Raw genomic sequence first — 19,452 nt, 5'->3', positions numbered from 1 at the left:
CTAGACCGTCGGGTCGAGATCCAGCCCCTGCTTGCCGCCGGCCGGGGTATGGCTCGGCATGTGGGGCGGCTCGATGGCATCGGGTTCGGGCTTTTCGAGCATGCCTTCCCACTTGGTGATGACCGAGGTCGCCACCGCGTTGCCGACGACGTTGGTGGCTGAGCGGCCCATGTCGAGGAACTGGTCGATCCCGAGGATCAGCGCGATTCCCTCCACCGGCAGGCCGAACTGGCTGAGCGTCGCCGCGATCACGACGAGGCTCGCGCGCGGTACGCCGGCGATGCCCTTGCTCGTCACCATCAGCGTCAGCAGCATCAGCATCTGCGTGCCAAGCGACAGGTCGATGCCGTACGCCTGCGCGATGAAGATTGCGGCAAAGCTCATGTACATCATCGAGCCGTCGAGGTTGAAGCTGTAGCCCAGCGGCAGGATGAAGCCGGAAACGCGCCGCGGCACGCCGAATCGGTCAAGCTGCTCGAACAGCTTGGGCAGCGCAGCTTCCGAGCTCGCGGTCGAGAACGCCAGCAGCAGTGGCTCGCGGATGTAGCGGACCAGCGTGACGATCCGCCCGCGCAGGAACACTGCGCCGATCCCGATCAGCAGGACCCACAGCAGGAACAGCCCGAAATAGAACTCGCCGATCAGCACGCCATAGGTGACGACGATCCCCAGCCCCTTGGTCGCGACGACCGAGGCGATGGCTCCGAAAACGGCAAAGGGGGCAAAGCGCATCACGTAGTCGGTGATCTGGAGCATGACCTCGGTCAGCGCCTCGCACCCGCGCACCAGCACCGCGCCCTTCTCTCCGATCGCGGAGAGGGCGACGCCGACGAACAGCGAGAACACCAGGATTTGGAGGATATGATTCTGCGCCATCGCGTCGAACGCGCTGGTCGGGAAGATCTCGAGCACGAAGTGGCGGAACGTGAACTCCCCGGTGGCCAGCTCGCCGACCTTGGCCGCGTCGTGCAGTTCTAGGCCGACACCGGGCTTGAACAGGTTGACCAGTACCAGGCCGAGACTGAGCGAGAGCAGGCTGGCGGTGACGAACCACGCCAGAGCCTTGCCGCCGATCCGCCCGAGCACGGTCGAATCGCCCATTCCGGCGATGCCCGTGACGATCGTCGCAAACACCAGCGGGGCGATGATCATCTTGATCAGCTTGAGGAACACGTCGGGCAGCAGCTTCAGGTAATCCGCCGTGCGGGGGATATCGAGGCTGGTCGAGACGTTGAGGAAGTAACCGACGACGAGGCCCAGGACCATGCCGACAAGGATGTAAAGGGTCAGGCGCCGCGCCACGTATTGCTCCCAAGCGAAACTTTGTTGCAGGGGAGACTAAACGGCCCGGAGGGATCGGGCAATGCCACCCGCCAATCAAAGCCGCCCGTCCTGAGCTTGTCGAAGGACTGTCCTTTTTCCTTGCCCGCCATTCCAAGAAGTGCGGTGCTTCGACAAGCTCAGCACAGACGGAAATGGGGTCGAATGCCTACCCGCATTGCGCCTTGTGCAGCAGCTTCTGGTCGGCGAGCACCAGCGCCATCATCGCCTCGACCACCGGCACCCCGCGAATGCCGACGCAGGGGTCGTGGCGGCCCTTGGTGAACAGCTCGGCCGCGTTGCCATCGCGGTCGATGGTCGGCATCGGGGTGAGGATCGAGCTGGTCGGCTTGAACGCGACGCGGACCACCACCGGCTGCCCGGTCGAGATGCCCCCGGCGATCCCGCCGGCGTGGTTTTCGGTGAAGACCGGACCGTTATCGCCGGGGCGCATCGGGTCGGCATTGCACTCCCCGGTGTTCGCGGCGGCGGCGAACCCGTCGCCGATCTCGACGCCCTTGACCGCATTGATCCCCATCATGGCGTGGGCGAGCTCGGCATCGAGCTTGGCATAGAGCGGCGCGCCCCAGCCGGCGGGGACGCCGGTCGCCGCGCATTCGACGACGGCCCCCAGCGAGGAGCCGGCCTTGCGGGCGTCGTCGACGAGCTTCTCCCACCGGGCCGCGGCCGCCGCATCCGGGCAGAAGAACGGGTTGCGGGCGATCTCCGCGGCGTCGAAATTCGCAGGATCGATTCCATCGCCGCCGATCGCGCTGACGTAGCCGAGGATCGACACCTCCGGGATCACCAGCCGCGCCACCGCGCCCGCCGCGACCCGGCTGGCCGTTTCGCGCGCCGAGGACCGCCCGCCGCCGCGATAGTCGCGAAAGCCGTACTTGGCGTCATAGGCGTAGTCGGCGTGGCCCGGGCGATAAGCCTTGGCGACGTCGCCATAGTCCTTGGAGCGTTGGTCGACGTTCTCGATCATCAGGCTGATCGGCGTGCCGGTGGTCCGGCCCTCGAACACGCCCGAGAGGATGCGGACCTGGTCGGGCTCCTGCCGCTGGGTAGTGAAGCGCGACTGGCCGGGGCGGCGCGCGTCGAGGAACGGCTGGATCTCCGCTTCCGACAGCATCAGGCCCGGCGGGCACCCGTCGACCACCGCGCCGATCGCGGGGCCGTGACTTTCCCCCCAGGTGGTGAAGCGGAAGACGTGTCCGAAGCTGTTCAGGCTCATGGGGGTGCGCTTTGTCGGATTGGCGCGGAAAAGTCTACAATTGCGCCTTGCCCACCCCTAACCCCTCCCGCCTGCGGGAGGGGGACCGGGTGCGCGACCTGGCGAGATAGTGCGTAATTGCTCCCCTCCCGCAGGCGGGAGGGGTCGGGGGTGGGCCCGAGGTTCACGCAGCGCTATAGGGTGTCCGATGTTCCTCGTCGTCTTCCGCAACCGCAAGCGCGCCGACATCGACGCCGCCGCCTACGCCGCCGATGCCGAGGCGATGGAAGCGCTTGCCTGGACCCAGCCCGGGTTCCGCGCGTTCAAGAGCTACACGGCCGAGGACGGTGAAGTCGTCGCGATCTCCGAATGGGACAGCGAGGACGCCGCGCTCGGCTGGCGGCGCGTCGCCGCCCACGCCGCGGTTCAGGCGAAAGGGCGCGAGGCCTATTACGAAAGCTACACCCTGTTCGCAGGGACCCCGACCCGCATCCACCATTTCCCGGACGACACGCAATGAGCATCACCCTCTACGGCATCCCCAACTGCGACACGGTCAAGAAGGCGCGCAACTGGTTGGACGCATTGCGGCTCGACTACACCTTTTACGACTACAAGAAGTCGGGCGCCGACGAGGCGCACCTGCGCCGCTGGATCGACGAGGCGGGCTGGGAGAAGGTGCTCAACCGCGCCGGCACCACGTTCCGCAAGCTGCCGGAGGCCGACAAGCTGGACCTTGATGCCGACAAGGCCATCGCGCTGATGCTGGCCCAGCCGTCGATGATCAAGCGGCCGATCGCGGAGTATGGCAATGAGGATGGCCGCGGCCTGCTCGTCGGTTTCGACGAACAGCGCTGGTCTACCGCGCTTTCGGGTGAGTTGACCTGACCGGCGCTATCGCGCACCCGCGAATCGTGTTACTGACACTTTTGTGAGCAAGCCGCATCTTTTCGCCATCGCCGTCGATCCCGCCGACATCGACTTCATGGGGCATGTCAACAATGCCAGCTACTTGCGCTGGGTGCAGGACGCGGTGATCGATCACTGGCGCGCGCTCGCGCCGGCCGAGGCGGTCGCGGCCCACCTGTGGGTCGCGCTCAAGCACGAGATCACCTACCGCCGTCCGACCTTCCTCGACGACGTGGTGATCGCCCACGTCATCCTCGAAAAGGTCCAGGGCGCGCGGGCGTTCTATGAAACCGTGATCAAGCGCGGCGAGGAAGTGCTCGCCGAGGTCAAGTCGAGCTGGTGCTGCGTCGATGCCCAGACGCTTCGCCCCGCCCGGCTTGCCCGGGACCTGATCGACCGCTTCCTTCCCGGCGCGGAGGCTGCTCAGCCGGGATAACCGGCCAGCTGCATCATCACGTCGCTGCGCACCTGGTTCTGCTTCTCGCGGACCATCCCGGGGATCCGGAACGCATCGATCACCACCCAGACGAACCCGACCAGTACGAAGTACGACAGGATCTGGAGGATCGCGGTCCCCGGCTTGCCGAGGTAGAAGCGGTGCGCGCTGACGAACCACAGGAAGAACCACAGGACATAGGCCGCGCCGGTGCTCGGCGTCTCGTTGGCGACGCGCGCCTCGACGAGAGTCAGTTCGGCGGTGGTCAGTGCCATCGGTTCAGTCCCCTTTGCGCGTTGCCGTGACGATGTAGTTGAGCGCGGTGTTGTCCGACAAGTGCAGTCCCTTGCCCGGGGTCCAGGCGATGCCCATCGGGTTGCCCATGACCAGCCCCGCATCGCCCAAGAGGTCATGCAGTTCGACCGGCGTCACAAAGTCGTCCCAGTGATGGGTGCCGCGCGGGATCATGCCGGTGCGCTCCGCCCCCTCGACCATCAGCAGGCGCGAAGCGGTGGTGCGGTTGGGGGTGGAGAGGATCATCATCCCACCCGGCGCGAGCGACGCCGCAAGCGCGGCGATGAAGGCGGGCTTGTCGGCGACGTGCTCGATCACCTCCATCGCGGTGACGAGGTCGAACTGGCCGAGCCCGAGCGCGGCGAGGTCGCCGTGGATGTAGAAGACTGTGCCCGAAAGCCCCTCCCCTTCAGGGGAGGGGTTGGGGTGGGGGCTGTCGGTTGTCGCAGCGCTTGCCGGAGAAACCCCGCCCCCGGCCCCTCCCCTGAAGGGGAGGGGGGAAAGCAGCCCCGCGCCATCAGCGTGGACCTTGGCCGCGGCAATGTTTTCCGCCGCGGCATCCACCCCGGTGACCGACGCGCCGAGCCGGGCCAGCGGCTCGCACAGCAGCCCTGCGCCGCAGCCGACGTCGAGCGCGCGCTTGCCCGAAAGCGGCCGAACAGACGTCGCCGCATCCGGCCAGTGCATGTCGATCGCCTCGCGGACAAAACCCAGCCGCACCGGGTTGAGCCGGTGGAGCATCGCAGAGGAACCCTTCGGATCCCACCACTCCGCGGCGAGCTTGCCGAAGTGCGCGGCCTCCTCCGGGCGGATCGTCGCCGGGCTCATCGTGGTTGCATTGCTCATGCGACGTTCCTAAAGCGCCCACGCCGCGCGGTCGAGGGCCGGGCGGGCAAGATTCTTTCGTTGTTTGGGAGCCTTTCGCGTGGCCCGCATCGTGATGAAGTTCGGCGGCACCTCGATGGCGGGGACGGAGCGCATCCGCCGCGTCGCGCGGATCGTCCAGCGCCAGCAGGCCGCCGGGCACGAAGTTGCGGTGGTCGTCTCGGCCATGGCCGGCGAGACCGACCGGCTGGTCAACTTCTGCCGCGAGGCCCACGCGCTCTACGATCCCGCCGAATACGACGTGGTCGTGGCGAGCGGCGAACAGGTCACCTCGGGCCTCCTCGCGCTCCACCTCCAGGCGCTCGGCTGCAAGGCGCGCTCGTGGCTCGGCTGGCAGCTGCCGATCCGGACCAGCGAGAGCCACGCCAAGGCACGGATCGACGATATCGATTCCGAAGCGCTGATGGCCTCTATGGCGCGCGGCGAGATCGCGGTGATCCCCGGCTTCCAGGGCCTGTCCGACGACAACCGCGTCACGACGCTCGGCCGCGGCGGCTCCGACACTTCGGCGGTCGCGGTGGCGGCTGCGGTCAAGGCCGATCGCTGCGACATCTACACCGACGTCGACGGCGTCTACACCACCGATCCCCGCATCGTCGCCAAGGCGAAGAAGCTGAAGCAGGTTACCTACGAGGAAATGCTCGAGCTGGCCTCGGTCGGCTCGAAGGTCCTGCAGACCCGCTCGGTCAGCCTCGCCATGAAGGAAGGCGTGCGCGTGCAGGTGCTCTCATCATTCATCGACGACGATGCCCCGGCGGCGGATACCATCCCCGGCACGATGATCGTCAGCGACGAGGAACTGGAAGGAAGCGACATGGAACGCCAGCTGATCACCGGCATCGCCGCCGACAAGAACGAGGCGAAGATCACGCTGACCCGCGTGGCCGACCGTCCCGGCGCGGTTGCCTCGGTGTTCGGCCCGCTTGCGGCGGCCTCGATCAACGTCGACATGATCATCCAGAACGTCGCCAAGGACAAGGGCGAGACCGACGTCACCTTCACCGTCCCTGCCGCCGACCTTGCGCGCAGCCAGGCGCTGCTCGAAGGGCACAAGGAAACGATCGGCTATTACCGGATGATCGCCGACAGCAAGGTCGCCAAGATCAGCGTCGTGGGTGTGGGCATGCGCAGCCACGCCGGGGTCGCCAGCACGATGTTCAAGGCGCTGGCGGACCGGGGCATCAACATCCTCGCCATCTCGACCAGCGAGATCAAGGTTTCGGTGCTGATCGACGAGGACGCCACCGAACTCGCGGTGCGCGTGCTCCACACCGCTTACGGGCTCGACGGGGAATAAAAGGAAACCCCGCCTCTGCGAGAAAGCGGAGGCGGGGTCCCTGCGACCCGAAGGGCTGGAGCCCCTTCGAGAAATGAACTTTGGATAAGCCCCCTACCTGATGGTAGCGCGCCGCGAAAGAGCATGTTTCGGGTCACTGTCAGCGGCTGATCCGATCAATGCTTGCCGCCCGCCCGGTGCTCGCCTAAGCGCGCCGGCCATGACCAGCACGCCCAAGACGAGCCACCTGATGCAACGCGGCGCCGAATTTCTCGGCAGCGAGCACGCGATCCTCTGCGGCGCGATGAGTTGGGTGTCGGAGCGCAACCTCGTCGCCGCGATCAGCAACGCCGGCGGTTTCGGGGTGATCGCCTGCGGGGCGATGACGCCCGAATTGCTCGACCAGGAGATTGCCGGGACCAAGGCGCTGACGAGCAAGCCGTTCGGCGTCAACCTCATCACCATGCACCCGCAGCTGTTCGATCTGATCGCGGTCTGCGCCCGCCACCGGGTCGGCCACGTCGTGCTCGCGGGCGGCATCCCGCCCAAGGGTTCGGTCGAGGCGCTCAAGGCGTTCGACGCGAAAGTGATCGTCTTCGCGCCGACGCTGGCGCTCGCCAAGAAGCTGTTCCGCTCGGGCGCCGACGCGCTCGTCATCGAGGGTTCGGAAGCCGGCGGGCACATCGGCCCCGTCGCGACGAGCGTGCTCGCGCAGGAATTCCTGCCCGAACTGGCCGCCGACCATCTCGTCTTCGTCGCCGGCGGGATCGGCCGCGGCGAGGCTATCGCCGGCTATCTCGAGATGGGTGCGGCGGGGGTCCAGCTCGGCACCCGCTTTGCCTGCGCCAGCGAATCGATCGCTCACCCGGCCTTCAAGAAGATGTTCTTCCGCGCCAACGCCCGCGACGCCGTCGCCAGCGTCCAAGTCGACCCGCGCCTGCCGGTGATCCCGGTCCGCGCGCTCAAGAACAAGGGCACCGAGGAGTTCACCGCCAAGCAGATCGAGGTCGCCCGCCTGCTCGACGAGGGCGCGGTCGACATGGCGGCCGCCCAGCTCGAGATCGAGCACTTCTGGGCCGGCGCGCTTCGCCGCGCGGTCATCGACGGCGATGTCGAGAACGGCTCGGTCATGGCCGGGCAGTCTGTCGGCATGGTCACGAAGGAAGAGCCCGTCGCGGCGATCATCGCCGAACTGCTGGCCGAGAGCGAAGCCGCGCTGTCGCGGCGCTAGTCTTCGGGGATCGGACGCGGCGGCCTGATCGCGAGAAACAGGCTCAGCGCGATCAGCGTGCCCCACGCGATCGTGTTCGGATAGACGAGGCCATGCGGCGCGACCACCGTCGCCACCGTTGCCCAGGCCGCGCTTACGGCAATGATCGCGCCCGCGAGTCGGCGGATACCGCCTGCGCGCATGTGCAGCGCGCCGAGCATGGTCATCACGAACCCCAGCAGCAGGAACTTGACCCGCACCGCCGGGTACAGCTGGCCGATCAGCTCCACCGTGCCGGGATAAGTGTCGGCGAGGATGGCGAGGCGGCTGTTCTCCCACCAGTCGGCCAGCATCGCCGTGCCAACCATCGCCGCCAGCACCTGGATCGCCCGTGCCGTCCTCCGGCTGCGCTCGCCCAACTGGGCATAGAGCGCGAGGATGAGGAACAGCCCGTACGCCGGGATGAACGCGAGGTTGTCGAGACGGAGCGCTTCGCGCTGCGCCACGAGCTGGGCGTCGCGGCAGTCCGGAGGGAACAGCGATGCGGCCTGCGAGGGACGCGCGACCAGCTCGAACGCGAGGATCGGGTCCTCGTGGGACTTGCACGCATCGATCCCCTCGATCCTGCCGAAGCTCAGGGAGATCAGCGCGACGGCTAGCCCCGCCGCGCCAGCCAGCCGCCACAGCCAGATGCGCCGGTCACCGCTCATGCTTCGAGCTCGATGTCCCAGTACAGCCAGTCGCGCCAAGAATCGTGAAGGTAGTTCGGCGGGAAGCTGCGCCCGCGTTCCTGGAGTTGCCAGTTGGTCGGACGGATCGGCTCGACCCCAAGCTGCATTCCGGCCTGGCGCGGCGTGCGCCCGCCTTTCTTGAGGTTGCACGGCGCGCAGGCGGCGGCGACGTTTTCCCAGGTGGTGCGTCCGCCGAGCCTGCGCGGGACGACATGGTCGAAGGTCAGGTTGTCGGGGCTGCCGCAGTACTGGCAGGCGAAACGGTCGCGCAGGAACAGGTTGAAGCGGGTGAAGGCGGGAAACTCGCTCGGCTTCACGTACTGGCGCAGCGCGATGACCGAGGGAATCTTCATGTCGAGCGAGGGGCTGTGCACCTCGCGCTCATACGTCGCGACGATGTCCACCCTCTCGAGGAACACCGCCTTGATCGCGGTCTGCCACGGCCACAGGCTCAGCGGATAATAGCTGAGCGGGGTGTAATCGGCGTTGAGGACCAGCGCCGGACAACTGGAAAGATGGCGACTCTCGTCGCCCGGATTGGCCCGCGCCGCGGCGGCCCGCTCGATCAGCGCCTTATGGTACATGGCTCCGCCCGGTCATCGACCGGGATGTGGCAGCGCGGCGTGACGACTTGGTGACGCATGGCCGGGAAAGGACCACCAAGGCCCGGTTGCGTCAAGGGGGAGCCATACGGGGTTTCCACAGGGCTTACAGCAGCGAGCCTTGCGCCGGTGGCGGATCGGACACTTCGACCTCGTGCATCAGCGCGTCGGCCAGCGCACACTGCATCGCCGCCGCGGCCGGGCCGTCGGCGGTCATCCAGCGGTTCGCGGCCTCGGCGTCCGCGAGGATCACCGGCATCGCCTTGGGATGGACCCGCCCGACCACGCCGTTGGCCTCGCACGTGAGGAAGGCATAGCGCGGCCCGTCCGTGGTCGGCCGCCACAGCCCGGCAAAGGCGAACAGCGGCTGATCCCGCAGCGCGAACCAGTGCTTTGTCTTGCGCCCCGTCGCCGGATCGGGCGCCGCAGACCATTCGGAGAACTCCGTCACCGGGACCAAGCACCGCCGCGCCGGATCGGCCAGCGCATGTCGCCACATCGGCGAGGCAAGGTTGCGGATGTTGGTGATCGGCCGCTTCACTTCGCCGAACCCCGGCCAGCCCCAGCGCATCATCTCCAGTCGCCGCGGTGCGCCGGCCTCCGCGCCTGCAACGAGCACCGGGGCGCTGTAGTCCGGGAAAATCTCGTGGAAGGCCGGCAGGTTGAGCCCGCCCGTCGCCACCGGCGCGAACAGCTGCGCGATGGCTTGCGGGTTGCTGGTCATGCGATACAAGTTGCACATAGCAATGGACTCGCGTGGAGAGAGAACGATGGCCACCCAGCTCAAGCGCAATATCGACTGCAGCGAAGCCGAATGGAAGGTCCGCCAGGAACTGGCCGCCTGCTACCGCATCTTCGACATGCTCGGCTGGTCGGAATCGATCTACAACCACATCTCGGTGAAGGTTCCGGACGAGGAAGGCGCGTTCCTCATCAACCCCTACGGCCTGCTCTATTCCGAGGTCTGCGCCTCGAACCTCGTCAAGATCGACATCGAGGGCAACAACCTCGACGGCAGCCCTTATCCGGTGAACAAGGCGGGCTTTACCCAGCATTCCTATTTCCACGACAAGGTGCCGTGGGCCCACGCGATCTGCCACACCCACACGACCGCGACGATGGCGGTGTGCTCGCTGGAAGGCGGGCTCCAGCCGCTGAACTTCTACGCCTGCAACTTCGCCGGGCGGCTCGGCTATCATGACTTCGAGGGGGTCACCGTGCGCTCGGAAGAGGCCGAGCGGCTGCTCGAGAACCTTGGCGACAAGCGCATCCTGATGCTGAAGAACCACGGCCCGGTCATCCTCGGGCGCTCGATCCCCGAAATCTTCCTGATGCACTGGAGCCTGCAGCGCGCGTGCGAGATCCAGCTGGCGACGATGGCCGCGGGCCAGCCGCTGGTCGTCCCGGACGAGGTCATCGAGGTCCACCAGCGCGACCTGAACCAGGTCTCACTCCCCGGCGGCCCCGGCGCGGCCGACTTCGCCGCCTGGACCCGCAAGCTCGACCGGGTGGACCGCAGCTGGCGCGATTGATGTTCCTGCAAGCCACCTTCGTCATTGCGAGGAGCGTAGCGACGAAGCAATCCAGCGGTTTCCGCAACCTCTCTGGGTTGCTTCGGCCTGCGGCCTCGCAATGACGATTCCGGTGCGCGGTGAATTGCTCTAGGACAGGTCCATGAGCCGCCTCACCGTCAACGACCGGCCCGTCCAGTTCCGCATGGACGCGGACACGCCGCTCCTGTTCGCGCTGCGCGATGCGGCAAACCTCACCGGGACCAAGTACGGCTGCGGCACCGGTGACTGCGGCGCCTGCACCGTGATCGTCGATGGCGAGGCGCTGCATTCGTGCACGCTGACGCTGGCCGAGGCCGAAGGCCGCTACGTCACCACGATCGAGGCGCTGTCGGCAGACCGCTCGCACCCCGTCCAGCAGGCGCTGGTGGCGGAGCAGGCGATCCAGTGCGGGTTCTGCACGCCCGGGATCGTCATGACCGCCGCCGCGCTGCTCGCGCGCAACGCCAATCCCTCGGACGATGAGATCCGGCAGGCGCTGACCAACCTGTGCCGCTGCGGGGTCTACCCGCGGCTCGTTCGCGCCGTCCAGCGCGCCGGGCGGATCATGCGGCGCGAGGAGACGGTCGATGCCGCCCCGCCGCCGCGGGTCGACCGGAACGACGCAGCCCGCGCCGTTCCGGCCATCGCGCCACGCCCTATATCTTCAGCTTCACCGTAAGCCGCGCATTCAGCGGCTCGCCGGTGGAGATGTTGTTGTCGGTGTGGGCGGCCGGGAAGTAGTCCTCGTCCAGCAGGTTCTCGACATTGAGCTGTAGCGAGAGCCGGTCGGAGAGGTCGAAAAACACCGCGGCATCGACCCGCGTATAGGCGGGCAGGGTCACCCCGTTGCTGATCGTGGCGAAGCTCGACGACTGGTGGGTCACGCCAAGGCCCAAGCCCAGGCGCGGGGTCAGGTCATAGCGGCTCCATGCGGAGAACTGGTGCTTGGGCAGCTGGGCCAGCCGGCGTCCGGCAGGCGCGGCGGTCGTTGCCGAGCGAACCTCACCGTCCTGGCGGGTGTAACCGAGGCTGACCTGCCATTGCGGGAGGATGCGGCCGGCCACTTGCAGCTCGACGCCTTTCGTCCGGGTCTTGCCCGATAGCTCGGCGAACCCGGTCACCGGATTGTTGAAGCGCGAATTCTCGCGGTCGAGCTGGTAGACGGCGGCAGTCAGCGCTAGTTGCGGAACCGGCTCCCACTTCACGCCCGCTTCCAGGTTCTCGAACTGCTCGGGTGCCAGGGTGGCTTGGGTCGCGTCGAGCCCGCCGAACTGGTCGCCCGACTGCGGCAGGAAAGTGCGGGTGAAGCTGCCGTAGAGGCTCAGGTTCGCCTGCGGTTTCAGCACCACCCCGAAGCGCGGCGACCATTTGCGGTCGGTGCGTGTGGCGCCGACTCCGTTGATGGCATTGCGCCCGGTGATGCGGAACTCGTCGTAGCGGACCCCGGCGATGACCTGGAGGAACTCGGCCAGTTCGACCTGGTCCTGGATATAGGCGGACAGCGTGGTCACCCCGGTGCGGTTGTCCGTCACCAATGGGCCGAAGGTGAAGGCGGGCGGGCTGATCCGCTCGGCCAGGTCGACCGAGCCGTTGTTGGTGTTGCGGCGGGTGTTGTGGGTGTCCTGGTCGCTGGCCTCGATCCCGGCGAGCAGGGTGTGGCCGATGCCGCCGGTATCACCGGTCCAGACGAGGTTCGCTTGGCCGACCCAGCTATCCCGCAAGGTGCCGCTCTGGTAGCCGGACAGCGGCACCGTGCGCGGGCCCGAGGCAGGGATGACGACCGCGCCGCCGGGATAGATGTTGGCATAGAACTTGTCGGTGTGGCTGTACTGGCCGAGCACGTTGAACGACAGGTTGTCGCTCAGTTCGTGGTCGATCCGCGCCTGCCCGATATGCGCTTCGACTTTCGCGGTGTTGATGTCGGCGCGGCCGAAGAAGGTGTCGTCGAAACCGGTCAGCGGCCGCCCGGCGAGCGACGGCACGCCGCGGTCGGTGACCCGGCGATCGTCGTCGTAGTTGTAGGACAGCTCGATGCGGGTGGCCTCGCCCGGTTCGATGGCCACAGTCGGATTGAGGCCGATAAAGCGACCTTCGAAGTCCTGGCGGTGGTTGTCGAATTCCTCGTAGGTCGCGTTGAGCCGGGCGGCGGCATTGGCGGCCAGCGGCTGGTTCCAGTCGGCCGCGAGTGCGAAGGCGCCGAAGCTGTCGACGTTGCCGGTGAGCAGGCCCTTGGCTTCGTCGAAATCAGGGGTCTTGCTCACCCGGTTGATCACCCCGCCGCCGCCGCCCCGGCCGAACAGCAGGGCATTGGGGCCCTTGAGCACTTCGACCCGTTCGATGTTGTAGAGCGAGCGGTAGTACTGCGTGTCGTCGCGCAGCCCGTCGAGGTAGAAGTCGGCGGTGGTGTTCTGGCCGCGCAGGTTGATCTGGTCGCGGTGCCCCTCGCCTTGGCCGAGCACGACGCCCGGGACATAGCGCAGCGCCTCGCCGAGCTGGGTGATGCCCTGGTCGTCGAGCTGTTCGCGGGTCAGCACGGTGACGCTCTGGGGGACGTCGATCAGCGGGGTCGGGGTCTTGGTGCCATTGGCATCGATGGCGCGGTAGCCGTCGTTCTGGCCGGTCACGACGATCACGGGTTCGGCGGCAGCATCTTCGGCCTGCGCGGCCACGGGGATCAGTGCGGCACCGCTCAGCAGGGCAAGGGCGAGCGGGCGGTGGAATGACGACAAGACAGATCCCCTAATTGCGAACAACTCTCAATAGCGAATTGGCTGCTATTGCGAATCGTTCGCATTGACAAGGATCAAATTGAGAAAAAATATCGCCGCGCTAGAGCGATGGCGCATTCTCACGGTGGAGCAGGGCATGAAGGCGACGATCTGGCACAACCCGAACTGCGGCACTTCGCGCAAGACGCTGGCAATCCTCGAGGAAACGCCGGGGGTGGACGTGACCGTGGTCGAATACCTGAAGAACCCGCCCAGCGCCGAAAAGCTCGCCCAGCTCTATCGCGATGCCGGGATCACCCCGCAGCAGGGCCTGCGCACCCGCGGCACGGATGCGACCGAGCGCGGGTTGCCGGAAGCCGATGATGCCACCGTGCTCGCCGCGATGGCCGCGGAGCCGATTCTCATCGAGCGCCCGCTGGTCGAAACCGACAAGGGCGTGCGCCTCTGCCGGCCGCAGGAGGTGGTGCGGGAGATCCTGTAAACGCTGTCCTACACGCGCCGGATTTGCGATGACGGCCTGCGACGCTCTTTCCCATCGTCGATCACCGGTCCTACGCGGGGAGAGGGCGTTTTCCTCGCCCGTGTAACCTACCCGGCTTACGGCAAGCTCTTGGAATTGTGAAAAAGATGCAGGTGACACGGTGTCACCCAGTGTCACCCGGCAAACGTCAGAAGGGCAGCAGCGGCCCCGCGAAGATCAGCGCCAGCGCACAGCCGAGCACCGTCCCGGCGCGCAGGATTTCCTCCAGCGGCGGAAGCTCGGGCATGTGGAATCGGGCGAGCGCGAGGTCCATGGCGCGAGAGTGCGCCGCGAGGTCCTAACACCGGGTAAAGATCAGCCGCGTTCCGCCAGCCACTCGTCGAGCGCGGCGAGGCACTCGCGGGCAAGCAGCATCGACCGCTCCGGGCTCCAGCCCTGCGCGGCGCAGGGCAAGTCGTCGTTGTCCTTGAACGGCATTTCCAGCGTCATCGACACCGCGCCGAAGCGCTCGGCGAGCTGGTTGGTGCTCATTGCCAGGTTGGCCCGACCGGCGGGCGCCACCGGATAGCCGCGCCGGGTCTGGAAGTCAGGCGTGCGCCGCTCGAGGATCGCCTTGTAGCGGTCGTATCCGCCCTGCAGCGCCTCGCTCCACGACGGAATGCCCTCGAACCCGGCGAGGAACACGTGCGGGATAGCCTCGTCGCCGTGCACGTCCATCGCGAAGTCGACGCCGGTCTGGTCCATCGCATCGCGGATCGCCACCACTTCGGGCGAGCGCCCGTGGGTCGGCTCGGCCCACTCGCGATTTAGGTTCACTCCCGCGGCGTTGGTCCGCAGATGCCCGCGCCGCGAGCCGTCGGGGTTGGCGTTGGGGACCACGTGGAAGCGGCACTTCTGCCGGAGCCGCCGGGCGTGCGGGTCGGCCGGATCGGTCAGCATCTCGAGCGCGCCTTCCATCCACCACTCGGCCATCGTCTCGCCGGGGTGCTGGCGGGCATAGAGCCAGACCTGGAACGGCCCCTCGCCAAGCTCGAGGCAGTCGATCGGCTGGCCATCGAGGCTGGTCCCGAGCCTGCGATAGGTAACCCCCTCGCTCCCCGCCGCGTCGGCGACGAGGTCGTGGTGCCGCTCCATCGAGTACGGCGCGAAATAGGCGAACCACGCCGAATCGCCCGCGGGAGTGCAGGTGATGGTCAGCGTTCCGCCATCTTCGCCGCGGTCATAGGCAGTGTCGCACCGCCCCCAGAACTCGCGGTCCTCGGACACCACCGCACGGTAGCCGGGCCAACCGTCGGGATAGGCAGAGCGGCCCAGCCCGGTAATCTTCAGCGTCAGTGTCCGCCCCGCTGCCCCGGAGACGCGGAAGTGGAACCACTGGAAGAAGTCCGATTCGTTGTCCTTGCGGATCGCGAGGCGCGCGGTGGCACCTTCGACCGAGAGAACTTCGATGTTGCCGGCGTCGAACGCGGCGTCGATGGCGATGAGGCTTTCGGTCATTTGACCGAGATAGTGTCACCCGACTTGCCGGGGAAGCCCGCAAACAGCGCGCGCGCCAGCTTGTCCGCCGCAACGTCCGGATCGGCGTCCTTCGACTTGGACTTCACGGTCTGCTCCGCCCGGCCTTCCCACAGCGGCTGGCCGGTCGTCTTGTCGCGGATGGTCACGAACAGGGTCGTCTCGGTCAACTCGGCCGGCTTGCCCGACAGGTCGATGCCGATGCCAAGCCCGACGCCGCTGCCATAGCCGCCCGTCGAGCCGCCGACGCCGACGCTGACCCCGCCGCGGTTGCGCTCCGGCCGCCACGAACGGCGCTCGACCCGGACTTCGGCAATCTTGTCGGAGGCGCCGTCGGCAGCGGCGGTGAAGCCGGGACCGGGCAGAGCCCGCTCCACGGCGCTCAGCCATACCCGGCTTTCGAGCGATGCGGCATCGCTGCCCGGTGCGGGCACCACCGCGATCGCGGCGCGGTCGAGGCGGGCCAGGGTCTCGGGCGTATGGAAACGGGTGACTTCGACGCCCTTGGCTGCGGCCGGAGCCGCTGATGCCAGCAGCGCCGCGCCGGCGAGAAGCGGAAGATGGGCAAAACGCATCGTCTGGGTTCCTGTTGCAGTTCACCGGTCTCGCGCAGTTGCACGGGTGCCGCAATGTCATTTGGTCGGGAAGGTGGAGGCGATTTAGCCGCCAGTGGCTTGAGGGGCGCTGAACGGGCATGAAAATTCCGCCATTGCGGACTATGCCGCTGCCAAACTGCCATGCGCTGCTGCTAGGCAGCGAGCGACCACTCCTCTCCCAAGGTGATTCGATGCCCGTTCCCGTCCTCGTTACCGGCGGCGCCGGCTACATCGGCAGCCACGCCGTCCTCGCGCTCAAGGATGCCGGGTGGCCGGTCGCGGTGATCGACAATCTCGTCACCGGCTTCCGCTGGGCGGTGCCCGATGACGTGCCGTTCTACCAGGGCGACATCGAAGACGGCGACCTCCTCGCCCGGATCTTTGCCGAACAGGGGACGAAGGCGGTCATGCACTTCGCCGGATCGATCATCGTGCCGGAATCGGTGTCCGACCCGCTCAAGTACTACCACAACAATACCGCCAAGAGCCGGGCGCTGATCGCGGCGGCGGTGGCGGCGGGAGTGCCGCACTTCATCTTCAGCTCGACCGCCGCGACGTACGGGATCCCGGAAGTCTCGCCGGTGACCGAGGACAGCCCGAAGTCGCCGATCAATCCCTATGGCATGTCCAAGCTGATGACCGAGACGATGCTCGCCGACGTCGCCCGGGCCCATCCGCTCAACTACTGCGCGCTGCGGTATTTCAATGTCGCCGGGGCCGACCCGCGAGCCCGCAGCGGCCAGTCGACGGAGGGGGCAACGCACCTGATCAAGGTCGCGGTCGAGGCGGCGCTGGGCAAGCGCAGTCACGTGTCGGTGTTCGGGACCGACTACGACACGCCGGACGGAACCGGAGTGCGCGACTATATCCACGTCTCCGACCTCGCCGCTGCGCACGTCCTGGCGCTGGAAGGCCTGATCGAACAGCCCGGTCGCTCGCTCACCATGAACTGCGGATACGGCAAGGGTTTCTCGGTGATGGAGGTGCTCGACGCGGTCGATCGCGTCACCAACATGAAGATCGACCGCCGGATCGAAGGCCGCCGCGCCGGCGACCCCGATTCGCTGATTTCCGACAACAGCCGGATCAAGGCGACCGTGCCGTGGGTGCCGCAGTACGCCGACCTCGACACCATCGTGAACCACGCGCTCGCGTGGGAGCGGCGGCTTTCGGAAATCCGCGGCGCTCAATAGCGGCGCGTCTGGCCTGTCGTCGCCTCCCAGTCGGCGCGATGGATGAAGCTGCCGTCGGGCTGGCGGAAGAAATCGCCCTGGGTCCCGGTCGTTCGCGCCAGTTCCGGCCAGTGCTCCATGCGGTCGGTGCCGAAATTCATGCACAGGAAGACCGCGCGCTCGTCCAGTCGTCCCACCGAAGTGGAATGGCAGAACCGGGAACCGAAAACGAGGCCTTTGCCGACGCGGTAGGTGAAGTCCGCGTGTCGGCGGTGCAGGGTTTCGTAGGTCATACCCAGTCCGCCGGCATTGTCGGTCAAGGGAGCCATCAGCGTGAAAGCGTGATTTTCGGATCCGAGCCAATCGTAATGCATGTCGAGAGCGTCGCACCACGAACGGGTCACGAAGAAGCCGGCATAGAGCCGGATCGCGCGGTCGTGGGGGACGTAAGGCGCTACCGCTTCGGCGAGTCCGAGCCCTCGATAGATGTTTTCGAACCAGCGATAGGTCGGCTCGTCGGCATGACTTATCCAGCAGATATCGCTCCGCCATTCGCGCGGCCGTTCGACATAAAGCCGAAGGCCATGGCCGAGCCGATGGGTCTCGCCCCGTTCCTCTAGGTCCCGCACCTGGGCGGCGATCGGACGCAGCGCGGCGATGACGGGTTCCGGGATATCGATCTCGAAAGCGTTGATGGCCATCAGCCGGGTATTGAGGAAGCTTGGTGCCCCGGCCTGATGGACGATCCCGGATTCGGCGTCAGATTGCATGCAGGACATTCATCGCGATCCCTCCGCCGCTTGCATTCCACCTGGCAACCGGCAACGCAAGGACCTAACGATCCGGGACGAGGTCCGTTTTGCTTGACTTGGCGTAGTCGCGACACTAACCGCGCCACTTCAATTTGAGGCCCGGTCGCTTCGGGCAAAGGATTCGTCATGAAGATTCGCAACAGCCTGAAGTCGCTCAAGGACCGCCACCGGGACAACCGCGTGATCCGTCGCCGTGGCCGGACCTACGTGATCAACAAGACCAACCGCCGCTTCAAGGCGCGCCAGGGCTGATTTGCCGCGTCCCCGCGAGAGCGGGGACCTCGTGCAGCCTGCACCGCCTCGAAGGAGGCACGCGGCCCCCGCCATCGCGGGGGCTCAGTCGTTTCTGGACATGTCGTATCTGGAGCTCGTGACATCGTGCAACCGGTCCATGCGGTCGTCTGGGACATCGGCAAGGTCCTCGTACAGTGGGACCTCTCGCGCATCTACCGCGACGCCATTCCCGACGAAGGCGAGCGCGCGCTGTTCTGCAGCACCGTGGTGACCGAGGCCTGGCATTTCCGCCATGACGCCGGCGAGTCGATCGATGCGCTGGTCGAAGAGCGCAAGGCCGAGTTTCCTGAGCACGCCGACCTGATCGAGCTTTATCGGACCCATTGGCTCGATTCGGTGCCCGGCCCCGTGGAGGGTACGCACGCGCTGGTCGAGCAGCTTTCGGCCCGGGGCATGGCGCAGTATGCGGTCACCAATTTCGGGCATGACACCTGGGCTATGTTCCGCCCGACGTTCCCGATCCTCGACCACATGGACGACATCGTGGTGTCGGGGACCGAGAAGCTCGCCAAGCCCGATCCGGCCATCTTCGAACTGGCGGCAGCGCGCTTCGGACGCGATCCGCAGGCGATGCTGTTCATCGACGACAACTTCGCCAACATCGCCGCCGCCGAAGCGCTCGGCTGGCAGGTGCATCACTTCCTTGGTGATGCGGCGGTGCTCGCGGCCGACCTTGCCGAACGGGGGCTGATCCGGTGACCGCGCACAAGCCCGGCGATCCGACCACGCTCAACCGGCTCTATGGCCGCGCCAAGGGCAAGCCGCTGCGCGCCGCGCAGCAGTCGCTGGTCGATGAGCTGCTCCCGCAGATCGCGGTGCCTGCGGACGGCGAGGTGACGGCCGAGCGCCTGTTCGGCGAACCCCGCCCGCTGCACTTCGAGATCGGCTTCGGCGGCGGCGAGCACATGGCGGCGCGGGCCGACATGCTCCCCGACCACGGCTTCATCGGCGCGGAGCCGTTCCTCAACGGGGTGGCGCAGGCGCTGACCCATGTCGCGGGCGACAACGGGGCCCACCCGCCGATCGGCAACGTCCGCATCCACCATGGCGACGCGCTCGAAGTGCTGCGGCGCATCCCCGACGGATCGCTTTCGTTCCTCTATCTGCTCCATCCCGATCCCTGGCCCAAGGCCCGCCACGCCAAGCGGCGGATGATGAACGACGGCCCGGTCGACCTGTTCGCGGCGAAGCTGCGGCCCGGCGGGGAGTTCCGCTTTGGGACCGACCATGCCGTCTACCTGCGCCACGCGCTGATGGTCATGCGCCGTCATTCTCACCAGTTCGAGTGGCTGTGCGAAAAGCCGGGCGACTTCCAGAAACGTCCCGGCGGCTGGCCCGAGACGCGCTACGAGCACAAGGCGCGGACCGTTTACGGTCATGAGGTCTGGTATTTCCGCTACCGCCGCAAAGGCTGAACTCCG

Annotated in this window: 24 protein-coding genes; 12 read left to right on the top strand and 12 right to left on the bottom strand. The window is 67.0% G+C overall.

Annotated features, from left to right (window positions below; genetic code table 11):
- Positions 1-1,302, bottom strand: coding sequence for a dicarboxylate/amino acid:cation symporter (locus tag AC3WLD_RS01430; protein ID WP_492555116.1), 1,302 nt, complete (start codon positions 1,300-1,302; stop codon positions 1-3).
- 187 nt (positions 1,303-1,489) lie between these two features.
- Positions 1,490-2,557: a chorismate synthase gene (gene aroC / locus AC3WLD_RS01425; protein WP_492555115.1), complete on the bottom strand. Its 1,068-nt coding sequence runs from the start codon at positions 2,555-2,557 to the stop codon at positions 1,490-1,492.
- Positions 2,558-2,744: 187 nt separating this feature from the next.
- On the opposite strand from aroC, the gene AC3WLD_RS01420 reads away from it, so the two are divergent.
- The 3 genes from AC3WLD_RS01420 to AC3WLD_RS01410 are packed head-to-tail and all read left to right on the top strand — an operon-like array spanning position 2,745 to position 3,881.
- Positions 2,745-3,056, top strand: a complete 312-nt coding sequence (locus AC3WLD_RS01420; protein WP_492555114.1) for an antibiotic biosynthesis monooxygenase family protein — start codon at positions 2,745-2,747, stop codon at positions 3,054-3,056.
- On the top strand, positions 3,053-3,424 hold the full coding sequence (locus tag AC3WLD_RS01415; protein WP_492555113.1) for an ArsC family reductase: 372 nt from the start codon (positions 3,053-3,055) through the stop codon (positions 3,422-3,424). The genes AC3WLD_RS01420 and AC3WLD_RS01415 overlap by 4 nt, the downstream gene beginning before the upstream one ends.
- A 43-nt stretch (positions 3,425-3,467) precedes the next feature.
- The gene (locus AC3WLD_RS01410) at positions 3,468-3,881 is read left to right on the top strand and encodes an acyl-CoA thioesterase (RefSeq protein WP_492555112.1); all 414 of its coding nucleotides are present in this window, start codon (positions 3,468-3,470) and stop codon (positions 3,879-3,881) included.
- On the opposite strand, the gene AC3WLD_RS01405 is transcribed toward AC3WLD_RS01410, so the two are convergent.
- Both AC3WLD_RS01405 and ubiG read right to left on the bottom strand, forming a co-directional pair.
- Positions 3,869-4,156, bottom strand: coding sequence for a TM2 domain-containing protein (locus tag AC3WLD_RS01405; protein ID WP_492555111.1), 288 nt, complete (start codon positions 4,154-4,156; stop codon positions 3,869-3,871). The two genes, AC3WLD_RS01410 and AC3WLD_RS01405, sit on opposite strands and share 13 nt — an antisense overlap.
- Positions 4,157-4,160: 4 nt before the next feature.
- A complete protein-coding gene (gene ubiG / locus AC3WLD_RS01400; protein WP_492555110.1) occupies positions 4,161-5,021 on the bottom strand; it encodes a bifunctional 2-polyprenyl-6-hydroxyphenol methylase/3-demethylubiquinol 3-O-methyltransferase UbiG in 861 nt (286 codons plus the stop codon).
- Between the two features lie 79 nt (positions 5,022-5,100).
- On the opposite strand from ubiG, the gene AC3WLD_RS01395 reads away from it, so the two are divergent.
- Entirely contained in the window at positions 5,101-6,357 is a 1,257-nt protein-coding gene (locus tag AC3WLD_RS01395; RefSeq protein ID WP_492555109.1) for an aspartate kinase, read from the top strand.
- 199 nt (positions 6,358-6,556) lie between these two features.
- Complete coding sequence (locus tag AC3WLD_RS01390; RefSeq protein WP_492555108.1) at positions 6,557-7,567, top strand: NAD(P)H-dependent flavin oxidoreductase; 1,011 nt, start codon at positions 6,557-6,559, stop codon at positions 7,565-7,567.
- On the opposite strand, the gene AC3WLD_RS01385 is transcribed toward AC3WLD_RS01390, so the two are convergent.
- The 3 genes from AC3WLD_RS01385 to AC3WLD_RS01375 form a co-directional block, all read right to left on the bottom strand.
- Positions 7,564-8,256: a hypothetical protein gene (locus AC3WLD_RS01385; protein WP_492555107.1), complete on the bottom strand. Its 693-nt coding sequence runs from the start codon at positions 8,254-8,256 to the stop codon at positions 7,564-7,566. The two genes, AC3WLD_RS01390 and AC3WLD_RS01385, sit on opposite strands and share 4 nt — an antisense overlap.
- Positions 8,253-8,861, bottom strand: coding sequence for an HNH endonuclease (locus AC3WLD_RS01380; protein ID WP_492555106.1), 609 nt, complete (start codon positions 8,859-8,861; stop codon positions 8,253-8,255). The genes AC3WLD_RS01385 and AC3WLD_RS01380 overlap by 4 nt, the downstream gene beginning before the upstream one ends.
- 124 nt (positions 8,862-8,985) lie before the next feature.
- Positions 8,986-9,621, bottom strand: coding sequence for an SOS response-associated peptidase (locus AC3WLD_RS01375; protein ID WP_492555105.1), 636 nt, complete (start codon positions 9,619-9,621; stop codon positions 8,986-8,988).
- A 28-nt stretch (positions 9,622-9,649) separates the two neighbouring features.
- Here AC3WLD_RS01375 and AC3WLD_RS01370 point away from each other — a divergent pair, with 28 nt between their 5' ends.
- Complete coding sequence (locus AC3WLD_RS01370; protein WP_492555104.1) at positions 9,650-10,411, top strand: class II aldolase/adducin family protein; 762 nt, start codon at positions 9,650-9,652, stop codon at positions 10,409-10,411.
- Between the two features lie 142 nt (positions 10,412-10,553).
- Positions 10,554-11,111, top strand: coding sequence for a (2Fe-2S)-binding protein (locus AC3WLD_RS01365; RefSeq protein WP_492555103.1), 558 nt, complete (start codon positions 10,554-10,556; stop codon positions 11,109-11,111).
- On the opposite strand, the gene AC3WLD_RS01360 is transcribed toward AC3WLD_RS01365, so the two are convergent.
- Positions 11,089-13,161, bottom strand: coding sequence for a TonB-dependent receptor (locus AC3WLD_RS01360; protein ID WP_492555102.1), 2,073 nt, complete (start codon positions 13,159-13,161; stop codon positions 11,089-11,091). The two genes, AC3WLD_RS01365 and AC3WLD_RS01360, sit on opposite strands and share 23 nt — an antisense overlap.
- A 136-nt stretch (positions 13,162-13,297) precedes the next feature.
- On the opposite strand from AC3WLD_RS01360, the gene arsC reads away from it, so the two are divergent.
- Entirely contained in the window at positions 13,298-13,642 is a 345-nt protein-coding gene (arsC, locus tag AC3WLD_RS01355; RefSeq protein ID WP_492555332.1) for an arsenate reductase (glutaredoxin), read from the top strand.
- A gap of 187 nt (positions 13,643-13,829) precedes the next feature.
- On the opposite strand, the gene AC3WLD_RS01350 is transcribed toward arsC, so the two are convergent.
- The 3 genes from AC3WLD_RS01350 to AC3WLD_RS01340 are packed head-to-tail and all read right to left on the bottom strand — an operon-like array spanning position 13,830 to position 15,732.
- Positions 13,830-13,955, bottom strand: coding sequence for a hypothetical protein (locus AC3WLD_RS01350; RefSeq protein WP_492555101.1), 126 nt, complete (start codon positions 13,953-13,955; stop codon positions 13,830-13,832).
- 41 nt (positions 13,956-13,996) lie between these two features.
- Positions 13,997-15,139: a M14 family metallopeptidase gene (locus tag AC3WLD_RS01345; protein ID WP_492555100.1), complete on the bottom strand. Its 1,143-nt coding sequence runs from the start codon at positions 15,137-15,139 to the stop codon at positions 13,997-13,999.
- Complete coding sequence (locus AC3WLD_RS01340; RefSeq protein WP_492555099.1) at positions 15,136-15,732, bottom strand: DUF4136 domain-containing protein; 597 nt, start codon at positions 15,730-15,732, stop codon at positions 15,136-15,138. Before AC3WLD_RS01340 ends, AC3WLD_RS01345 begins: the two co-directional genes overlap by 4 nt.
- 212 nt (positions 15,733-15,944) lie before the next feature.
- Here AC3WLD_RS01340 and galE point away from each other — a divergent pair, with 212 nt between their 5' ends.
- Positions 15,945-16,946: a UDP-glucose 4-epimerase GalE gene (gene galE, locus AC3WLD_RS01335; RefSeq protein WP_492555098.1), complete on the top strand. Its 1,002-nt coding sequence runs from the start codon at positions 15,945-15,947 to the stop codon at positions 16,944-16,946.
- On the opposite strand, the gene AC3WLD_RS01330 is transcribed toward galE, so the two are convergent.
- A complete protein-coding gene (locus tag AC3WLD_RS01330; RefSeq protein ID WP_492555097.1) occupies positions 16,940-17,695 on the bottom strand; it encodes a hypothetical protein in 756 nt (251 codons plus the stop codon). The genes galE and AC3WLD_RS01330 overlap by 7 nt on opposite strands.
- A 168-nt stretch (positions 17,696-17,863) precedes the next feature.
- Between AC3WLD_RS01330 and ykgO the strand changes: the two genes are divergently transcribed.
- The 3 genes from ykgO to trmB all read left to right on the top strand — a co-directional run bounded on the left by ykgO (position 17,864) and on the right by trmB (position 19,446).
- The gene (ykgO, locus tag AC3WLD_RS01325) at positions 17,864-17,989 is read left to right on the top strand and encodes a type B 50S ribosomal protein L36 (protein ID WP_003046794.1); all 126 of its coding nucleotides are present in this window, start codon (positions 17,864-17,866) and stop codon (positions 17,987-17,989) included.
- Between the two features lie 126 nt (positions 17,990-18,115).
- Entirely contained in the window at positions 18,116-18,730 is a 615-nt protein-coding gene (locus AC3WLD_RS01320; RefSeq protein WP_492555096.1) for an HAD family hydrolase, read from the top strand.
- Positions 18,727-19,446: a tRNA (guanine(46)-N(7))-methyltransferase TrmB gene (trmB, locus tag AC3WLD_RS01315; RefSeq protein ID WP_492555095.1), complete on the top strand. Its 720-nt coding sequence runs from the start codon at positions 18,727-18,729 to the stop codon at positions 19,444-19,446. Before AC3WLD_RS01320 ends, trmB begins: the two co-directional genes overlap by 4 nt.
- The last annotated feature ends 6 nt before the right edge of the window (positions 19,447-19,452 follow it).

The sequence above is a fragment of the Novosphingobium sp. FW305-C-111 genome (assembly GCF_058783565.1).
This window is presented reverse-complemented; position numbering and strand designations above follow the sequence as displayed.